Origin of the sequence: Barnesiella sp. WM24 (genome assembly GCF_004570975.1) — a bacterium.
GTDB lineage: Bacteria > Bacteroidota > Bacteroidia > Bacteroidales > Muribaculaceae > Muribaculum.
The window spans coordinates 233,511-241,317 of sequence record NZ_SPPC01000008.1 but is presented as its reverse complement, the minus strand read 5'-3'; the positions used below and the strand labels follow the sequence as shown (position 1 = coordinate 241,317).

Genomic DNA, 7,807 nt, shown 5'->3' with positions numbered 1-7,807 from the left:
GGCTCGGAAATGTGTATTAGAGACAGCTTGTATATATATATTTTCTTTTGGTTCTTTTCTTTTAAAATTCGCTAACTGCGTCAAAACTGCGTCAAAACTACGTCTATCATCTTCGGAACAGCTTGATATTACACTAATTAACTCCGTTAAGATTGCGTCAACTTTGCGTCGTTGCGTCAACTTTGCGTCAAAACTGCGTCCGAGTGTGTCGTAATCCGCTATATTACATATAAATATCCGCGTCAGCTTTGCGTCAGTTTTGCGTCTAATCTCTCCTTTTGACTCCAATTTGCGCAGAAAAGCCTGAGCTTTTTCAGTTGTAGTTCCCCATAGTTTTGCAAGCTCTCCTTGCGTCGTAACAATCTCTCCAAAGCCAAATTTGCACACTACCCCCCGGACGGTTCTTTCACTATCACCGTCGCCGACCAATTTCAAAAGCTGTATCCACCATTGGAATTTGGTGGGATCATCCCACAGCCAGTGCTGGTTTATGTTTTCAGGGAGTTGTATTTTCATTGGATTATTGCGCTAAATACCTGTTGATTGTCACTACAAATTCATCAAGGGATTTGCAAACTACATATTTATTTCCATGTCGTTCGATGTTCTTCTGCCATGTCTTCTGTTCGGGAGATTGGTACCTGTCTGGCCGCTTCATTTCTATGTAAAGTGCACCATAACCATGACGAGGCATAGCCAGACATAAGTCGGCTACACCTCGCACAATTCCCTCTCTTTTCACACGTCGGCCCTGCCCGCCGAGGCGTATGCCCTCGTTGGCTATATGGAATAGCACACCGTCTTCCCATAGGGCTCGGTGCTGCAATTGAAACCATCTTATACACGACTGCTGAATCTCGCTTTCAGACGGGCCTAACGAAGCGTCTCGCGGTGGTTTCTTGACTGCCTTAGGATCGCGCCCCTCTCGTATAGCTTGGAGCACACGCATATTGTGAGAATCTTTTCTTGGTGCCATATTAGAAGTATGTATTTGTTAACTGTTTATATTGATTGTCGGCAATGCCCTGAATAAAGTATTCGCCGGGCTTTCGTTCCATAAGCCTTAAATCCTCGACCCTGCCGAATCTCTTAATGTTTCCGCAAAGGTCTACAATCCAACCAGCTTCCTTGTCCGGATGTGGTCTAATTGCGCGACCTACTATCTGATAATACATAGCCAAAGACATGGTCGGCCGGGCCATGACAACGGTATCGAGTTCAGGATAGTCAAAACCGGTGGTAAGTACACCTACATTGGTGAGTACCTTTATTTTGCCAGACTTGAAATCGTCGATTATTCGCTTCCTTTCCTTTGCCGGCGTTTCACCACTTAGCATTTCACATCCGTCAATACTGTGGCAGAGTTTTTCGCTTTCTTCGAGGAACTTTGTAAAGACCAGTATTCCTTTTCTCGGTATACCACTTTTGGGCTTCTGCAGTCGTCGTATAATGCTCACCAGATGATCCTGCAGATTCACGCGTTGAAATTCCTCGAATAGGCTCTTTTCGTCGAAATCCATGCCGGTAGTATTGCGTTTCAATCCTTCCTGGGGAAGAATAGTCATATCATAATAATTTAACTTCGAAAGATAGCTCCTCTGTAACAATGTTTGAATCTCGACCTGGTATATGACATCGTGGAACACTCTCGGTCGAGTTCTTGTGAGGAACTTGAGTATACACTTGCTCTGAGGCTCATAAGATGGATTGTAATGCCCGTTTTCGTCAAGGCATACCTGCGCACTTGTAAGGCGGTATGGTGTAGCGGTCAAGCCCACTATCTTTCTCTTGGCGCAATCAAAGAAGTCTTTGTACATTCCGCCCTGCGGGTTTACTCCATGACACTCGTCGACAATGATGTATCTAAAATGGTTGAAGTCTTCCATGTGTGACTTCACGCTGCCAATGGTCGCAAATGTTATTCTGCTAATTTTCTTTGAGTTGAATGAGGCTGAGTAAATTGAGCAATCCTCGACCCCATAACTTCTCAATTTATCGAAGTTTTGTTCAAGTATTTCTTTGGAGGGTTGAAACACCAAAACATTCCCGTCGAGCCTATGGGCTATGTCTGCAATGACGAGGCTTTTCCCAGCTCCCGTCGGAAGCACAAGAATCCCATTCCTTTGGCTGCTGGACCTAAAGGAACGGACTGCTGCGTCAGACGCGGCTTGCTGATAATCTCTTAGGGTATATTTCATTTATCCTTGAAGTCTTTGAGAAACGCTATAAAATCTTCTCCGTCGTCAGGTATAGGCAATGAGAATCCGAGCGTCTGCGCAACATCGGCCTCTATCTCGTGCATGAAATGAGTCAACTGTGCCGGTGACATTTCTGATACACTTGGCATGTCCTCAAGCAGGAACTTGGAGCAATAGTAATTGTATATGCTCACTTTAGAATTGCCGGTTTCCCGTGCCAGTAGCGACATCCACATAAATAAAAGCTTCCTCTGGGGCACGGAATGGCGCACACTCTGCGGCTCTATGACGATTCGATACTTGCCCTCAGGTAAAGACTCTATCATATCCACAAGAGAGCGGTTAATCCGTGTCCCTTCGGAAGCATTCTTTATCAGTATGGCGGTTGCTACCATTTCATGCTGATAGGTTGAAGATTTTGCGGTCGGTGATAAGATGGCGGTTCTCCATCAGGAATCGTATCAGTTCCTCACACATGTTTACGAGCCTGGGGATATCGCGCTCCGGCTTATACATATATGATTCGGTGAATGTTTCCCAACGTCCGTATTTGTCAATCTCTGCAATATTGTACTCGAACAGTCTTATGTTTATACCGTTTTGCTGATAGCAGTAGGGATAAACTATATGTTGCCAATGCTCCTTGAACTTGCCTACTGAATATTTTCCGGTAGTTTTGATGTCATGGATACTTTGTGGCATCAGTTCGTCGACATACCCATAGACCTCTACGTTCCCATATCGAGTGGGAACAATTGCTTTGACAAATTGCTGAGTTAACGCACCTTTATAATAGTTGGCGAACTCCCGACAGAGGTTGATGTCGAAATAGAACTGTCTATTATTATAGGTGGCGTTGAGACCGATTACCTTATTTGTTTGATATACTTCGGCCCATCTTTCATCGGGGTCGCAGTTATCGACCTGGCCCATTACGATAGTTTCGTAGGCATACCTGACATCGACCTTATCGCTCTTGCGGTGTTCAATCATACAATCGATAATTTCATTGAACGCCGTGCCCTTATCAGCAGCTTCGCTGTCAAAGGGTACACGGTTGATTCTGTCAATGAATGATTGAAACTGCTTTTGTTTGAACTCTTCGGGAGTGTGAGGCGGATTCTCGGAATACCCCCAGTATTTCTCCCAAATAGTGTCGCTGTTCAGATAGTCTTGGAAGCCATCGAGCAACGTCGCATAGAATCTATACGAGACGTTGACATCATGCTGCCGGCTCTGCATCGGTATAGGTCTTATTTTCGGTGTCGTAGACGAGGCCGAGTTCTTTTACCTTTGCACCGAACAGAGAACGGGCCTTTGCCATAGAGCTGCCGATATGTTTGTATTCCTTGATTCTGGCAGCGAAGTCATTCGCCGACTGAGCGTCAGTTATGTTGCTGACATCTTCGGCAATAGTGTCAATGAGTTCGTCATACTTTCTACGCTCCTCCGCCTTAACGGAGAGCATAGAAAGGTAGGGCGCGATAACCTGGTCCGTGATGAACGTGTTAGAGGCGATAGGTTCTGCCTTGGAGTTTAGAATAGTGGGAACCTGCATTACTGACGGGAGATTACATGTGTTCTTGCCGTCATTGCGTGATGTTGGGTCGAATGTGATTGTTCGGCTCTGCACCCCGCGCTCTGACTTCATTTCGAGGTAGCCGAGCAGATCGAGTTCTGTAACGATGGAGTTGTAAGACTTTTCGCGGAGCGATGGTATGAACACCGTCTCGTCTCCTTCCTTTCGACTGTCGCGGTGGGCCACAAAGACGATGTGCTTGTTGAGGGAAGATAGCGCACGTGTAAACCATGTGAACTCCTGGTTGATACGCCCCCAATCCTTAATTTGGGGCTGTCGGGTGCCACAACAGTGAGTGATGATGTAGTCCATCATCTTGCCGATTGTGTCTACCACAATTGTCTGATAGGGGGCGAGGTCTCCTTGGTCCTGCTGAAGAAGCTGCTGGATTTCTTTCCAGTTTTCGACCTGAACAATGTCTACGTTCTCAAGGTGTGCGAGATTAACTCGTTTGACGCCATTGTCAAAGTCGAGGAGAAGTGGTTTTGGCGCGCTGAGCGCAACGGTTGTCTTACCCATACCGGCTTGGCCGTAGATCATCATTTTGACCGTTTGTGGGATGACTAATTCATTGGATTTCTTGATGAGTCCCATGTTGAATTGAGTTTATGAATGATATTTAATTTTGTCTGCATAGGGGCAGACGTTCCTTATTTGCATTTACTGTGTGCGACTGACCGTAACTGTGTAGGCTTTGGTGTCGACTTTTGTTTCGACTTCCCAGCCAATTCTCGCCATGTCCTTTCTGAACTTGCTGACAATGGCAATTACTGAGCTGCTTTGCTCGATTGGGAATACTGCTTTCTCCCCGGGCTTGAGATTCCTAAGCGTGGGTGAGATTGGAAGTTTTGTCACTTGCTCCATACCGCCTCCTTTCTTTTATGTGCGGCAGTGTCCGAGTGTGGAATTTGATAACCACACTCGGAACTTCTACGATGAATGTCAATCAGGCTGTTCATTTTTGCTGATTTTTGATGTGATACTTATTTGCATTTAAGCGAGAATATGACTACCTTTGTGGCAGTCTTAGTAGTTTTAGTTATGCAAAGATAATCATTTTCGCAATATTCGCCAAGTGAAAATAATCATATTTGCAATAAAAGCTAAGATTTAACATTTTTTAATCATCTTTGCAACTTTCATTAGCGTTGGTTGTGGAAATGATTAGAGGCAATAGCAAAAATAATTTAATTGCAAATATGAAGGATAACGTAAGACAAGACGAGTTCATTCCCATAACTCGCAACATCATCAAGAATGTATTGGATGCTGTCGGCCTTAATGCACCAAAGTTCGCAGAAGCCATTGGCATTAACTACCAGAGGATATTCGATCTTCAGCGGGGACGTACAAAGAAAGTCAACCCGAATATCGCCGCTCTTATCTGCGAAAGGTTTCCGCAGATAAATAAATCTTACCTTTTTACTGGTGAGGGGAGTGTGACTATCGATAGAGACCAAGAAGAAATGGAGGAGCAGCCACCGCAGATTGAACCGGTTGCTGACGGAGGTCTTTCTGACATCAGCGGACTTTTGCATCGTGTGGTCGATATGCTCGATCAGGTCAACGACCGTTCGTTGCGCCTTACCGAATTCGAGCGTCAGCTCAACGAACGCGAAGCAGCACTTAATGCTCGAGAGCTTGACATCGAACAGCGCGAGGAAGATCTTGGAATGGCAGGGAAAAAAACAGTATGACATTTATCCAGATGCACTATCGCAACATATTCCTTCAAAATTTGAAAGATGTGCTCAAACATAAATGACTGCCGACGTCTCAGGACGGGATCTGACTGGTGTCGTCTTACGAATGATTGCGAGGGGTGGGGTTGCAGGTTGTTAACAATAGTTCCTCCTTCAATCCCAACCTCTACGCAAGAACGAGCCAAGCTGTTCAGCCGGGTATATCGTCTGGCTGAACAATTAGGCGTGTTGACATGCCAGCACTTTAATGAAAGACTGCTTGACTCTATGGTTGAGGATGATTCAAGACTGCAATCCATAATAAATTCGGTCAAGACTTGCAAATATGATTAAAAGTGTGTAGTTTTGCATAGCAAATGTGAAGTGAAGCCGCAAGTGCGAGAGAGAATATCCTAAATGTTAAAATCACCGCTCTTGCGCAACTCACCCGCAAACAGAAAATTGACAAATCGCAAATCATTTAATGACAGAATGATACGGGAGAGGCCACGCACGCCTGGAAAGCGTGTATACGCCAAAAGCGTATCGGGGGTTCGAATCCCCCTCACTCCGCAAAGCAAGCGGGTTTCACATCGTCAAGATATGAAACCCGCTTGTCTTATCCGGTGTCAACAAAGGCGCCGCTTATTCATCAGAGTCATCGTCATCGAAATCAAAGTCAAAATCCCATCCGTCATCATAGACGTCTTCCTTGAAACGCGACAATTCTCTGCCCTCGCGCTTGGTGGGACGTCCGAGACCCTTTCTGCGGTCAACAAAACCGCTTATCTTTACGACCTCAAGCAACTCAAGCTCTGACTTGGGCGTGATGTTTTCAAGATAATCAGGCACTAACTTTGCTCCGAGTCGGTTTTCAGTCAATGCCTTTACTCTAAAAGAGTAGGTGACAGGCGGCTTGCGCACCTTTATTATGTCGTCGACCTTTATGAGGCGAGAGGGTTTTACCTCGACATCATTGACCATTACGCGCCCTTTCTTGCAGGCGTCGGTCGAAATGGTGCGGGTCTTGAATATTCTGGTCGCCCACATCCACTTGTCAATACGCTCTTCAGTCTTTGCCATAGTCTACTTATTATTGAAATTACACATTGCAAAGCCTATACCTGACAGGCAGAATGCCTTTATCGCCTCGCAAGCCACATCGACACGCACAGGCAGCTGCTGGCGCTGGTCGAGCGTAAACTGACCGAGCACATAGTCGACCTGACATCCTCTCGGAAAGTCATTGCCTACTCCGAAACGAAGCCGGGGGTAGGCTTGAGTGCCGAGCATCTGCGCTATGTTTTTAAGTCCGTTATGACCGGCGTCGCTTCCTCCCGATTTTATGCGGATAGCGCCAAAGGGCAAAGCTATGTCATCTACAAGCACAAGAATGTGGTCCACGTCAATTCCTTCCTTCTCTTTCCAGTAGCGCACGGCGTTGCCGCTAAGATTCATGTAGGTTGAAGGTTTAAGCAACGTAAGCTGCTTGTTCTTTACCCTCATGTGTGCCACATCTCCGTAACGCTCTGTAGTAAAAGAAATATTGGATGCCTCGGCAAAGGCATCCAATATTCTAAAACCTATATTGTGGCGGGTGCCTCGATATTCGTCACCGATGTTACCCAATCCGACAATCAAGTATTTCATGTCCCGTAAGATTATGCCTTAGCGGCAGCACCACGAGCGGCACGAGTGAGCTGAACAGCGCAGACAACAGCGTTCTTTGCATTCATCAGTTCAAGACCGTCGAAGTGGAGCTCGCCAATCTGGAGAGTCTTTCCAAGACCGAGGTTATCGATATTGATGACAACGCGCTCAGGTATCTGGTCGTAAGTAGCCTTAACCTTAATCTTCTTCATAGAAAGAGTAAGCTTACCACCGGCCTTAACACCTTCAGCGTGACCTTCAAGCTTAACAGGAACCTCAACAACCACGGGCTTCTTGTCGTTTACTTCAAGAAGATCCATGTGAAGGATGGTGTCCTTTACAGGGTGGAACTGAACTTCACGGAGCACAGCGTTGCGCTTTTCACCGTTAACTGTGAGCTCGATAGCGAAGATGTCGGGAGTATAGATAAGCTTGCGCACATCCTCAGCCTTTACTGTAAGGTCGGTAGTGATGATACCCTTTCCGTTGCCGATTTCAACGAGCTTTTCACCCGGCTTGAGAGCTGCGGTGTAGGGGAGTGTCACGATGTCGCTTCCGTTAAGTACTACGGGAATCTTGTTTTCTTCACGGAGCGCCTTGGCTGCCTTCTTGCCGAGTCCTGTACGCGGTTCGGCTGTCAATTGATAAGTCTTCATTAGTTAATTAAATTGTTGTGTTACTCAAAATTAAGTGATTTC

The 7,807-nt window shown here is 46.0% G+C and carries 11 protein-coding genes and 1 tRNA gene; 2 read left to right on the top strand and 10 right to left on the bottom strand.

Annotated features, from left to right (window positions below):
* The 7 genes from E4T81_RS10665 to E4T81_RS10635 form a co-directional block, all read right to left on the bottom strand.
* A partial coding sequence (locus E4T81_RS10665; protein WP_135044343.1) for a hypothetical protein occupies positions 1-516 on the bottom strand: 516 nt, incomplete at its 3' end.
* 4 nt (positions 517-520) lie between these two features.
* Entirely contained in the window at positions 521-976 is a 456-nt protein-coding gene (locus E4T81_RS10660) for a VRR-NUC domain-containing protein (RefSeq protein ID WP_135044341.1), read from the bottom strand.
* Position 977: 1 nt separating this feature from the next.
* The gene (locus E4T81_RS10655; protein WP_135044339.1) at positions 978-2,198 is read right to left on the bottom strand and encodes a DEAD/DEAH box helicase; all 1,221 of its coding nucleotides are present in this window, start codon (positions 2,196-2,198) and stop codon (positions 978-980) included.
* Positions 2,195-2,593: a hypothetical protein gene (locus tag E4T81_RS10650; protein WP_135044337.1), complete on the bottom strand. Its 399-nt coding sequence runs from the start codon at positions 2,591-2,593 to the stop codon at positions 2,195-2,197. Before E4T81_RS10650 ends, E4T81_RS10655 begins: the two co-directional genes overlap by 4 nt.
* Position 2,594: 1 nt before the next feature.
* The gene (locus tag E4T81_RS10645) at positions 2,595-3,440 is read right to left on the bottom strand and encodes an HNH endonuclease (RefSeq protein WP_135044335.1); all 846 of its coding nucleotides are present in this window, start codon (positions 3,438-3,440) and stop codon (positions 2,595-2,597) included.
* Complete coding sequence (locus E4T81_RS10640; protein WP_135044333.1) at positions 3,421-4,371, bottom strand: ATP-binding protein; 951 nt, start codon at positions 4,369-4,371, stop codon at positions 3,421-3,423. The genes E4T81_RS10645 and E4T81_RS10640 overlap by 20 nt, the downstream gene beginning before the upstream one ends.
* 66 nt (positions 4,372-4,437) lie before the next feature.
* Positions 4,438-4,641, bottom strand: coding sequence for a hypothetical protein (locus E4T81_RS10635; RefSeq protein WP_135044331.1), 204 nt, complete (start codon positions 4,639-4,641; stop codon positions 4,438-4,440).
* Between the two features lie 335 nt (positions 4,642-4,976).
* Between E4T81_RS10635 and E4T81_RS10630 the strand changes: the two genes are divergently transcribed.
* Together E4T81_RS10630 and E4T81_RS15630 are read left to right on the top strand one after the other, a co-directional pair.
* A complete protein-coding gene (locus E4T81_RS10630) occupies positions 4,977-5,474 on the top strand; it encodes a hypothetical protein (RefSeq protein WP_135044329.1) in 498 nt (165 codons plus the stop codon).
* Positions 5,475-5,949: 475 nt separating this feature from the next.
* Positions 5,950-6,032 (top strand) — tRNA-Ser (locus tag E4T81_RS15630).
* A 72-nt stretch (positions 6,033-6,104) separates the two neighbouring features.
* Here the strand turns inward: E4T81_RS15630 and E4T81_RS10625 are convergent.
* The 3 genes from E4T81_RS10625 to E4T81_RS10615 are packed head-to-tail and all read right to left on the bottom strand — an operon-like array spanning position 6,105 to position 7,765.
* Positions 6,105-6,542 (bottom strand): RNA-binding S4 domain-containing protein, encoded by a 438-nt coding sequence (locus tag E4T81_RS10625; RefSeq protein WP_135044327.1) that lies wholly within the window; start codon positions 6,540-6,542, stop codon positions 6,105-6,107.
* 3 nt (positions 6,543-6,545) lie between these two features.
* Positions 6,546-7,109, bottom strand: a complete 564-nt coding sequence (pth, locus tag E4T81_RS10620; RefSeq protein WP_135044325.1) for an aminoacyl-tRNA hydrolase — start codon at positions 7,107-7,109, stop codon at positions 6,546-6,548.
* Between the two features lie 11 nt (positions 7,110-7,120).
* Positions 7,121-7,765: a 50S ribosomal protein L25 gene (locus E4T81_RS10615; RefSeq protein WP_135044323.1), complete on the bottom strand. Its 645-nt coding sequence runs from the start codon at positions 7,763-7,765 to the stop codon at positions 7,121-7,123.
* Positions 7,766-7,807 lie beyond the last annotated feature (42 nt).

Coding starts and splice junctions, on each gene's coding strand:
- E4T81_RS10660 (WP_135044341.1), bottom strand. CDS start 976: ATGGCACCAAGAAAAGATTCTCACAATATGCGTGTGCTCCAAGCTATA.
- E4T81_RS10655 (WP_135044339.1), bottom strand. CDS start 2,198: ATGAAATATACCCTAAGAGATTATCAGCAAGCCGCGTCTGACGCAGCA.
- E4T81_RS10650 (WP_135044337.1), bottom strand. CDS start 2,593: ATGGTAGCAACCGCCATACTGATAAAGAATGCTTCCGAAGGGACACGG.
- E4T81_RS10645 (WP_135044335.1), bottom strand. CDS start 3,440: ATGCAGAGCCGGCAGCATGATGTCAACGTCTCGTATAGATTCTATGCG.
- E4T81_RS10640 (WP_135044333.1), bottom strand. CDS start 4,371: ATGGGACTCATCAAGAAATCCAATGAATTAGTCATCCCACAAACGGTC.
- E4T81_RS10635 (WP_135044331.1), bottom strand. CDS start 4,641: ATGGAGCAAGTGACAAAACTTCCAATCTCACCCACGCTTAGGAATCTC.
- E4T81_RS10630 (WP_135044329.1), top strand. CDS start 4,977: ATGAAGGATAACGTAAGACAAGACGAGTTCATTCCCATAACTCGCAAC.
- E4T81_RS10625 (WP_135044327.1), bottom strand. CDS start 6,542: ATGGCAAAGACTGAAGAGCGTATTGACAAGTGGATGTGGGCGACCAGA.
- pth (WP_135044325.1), bottom strand. CDS start 7,109: ATGAAATACTTGATTGTCGGATTGGGTAACATCGGTGACGAATATCGA.
- E4T81_RS10615 (WP_135044323.1), bottom strand. CDS start 7,765: ATGAAGACTTATCAATTGACAGCCGAACCGCGTACAGGACTCGGCAAG.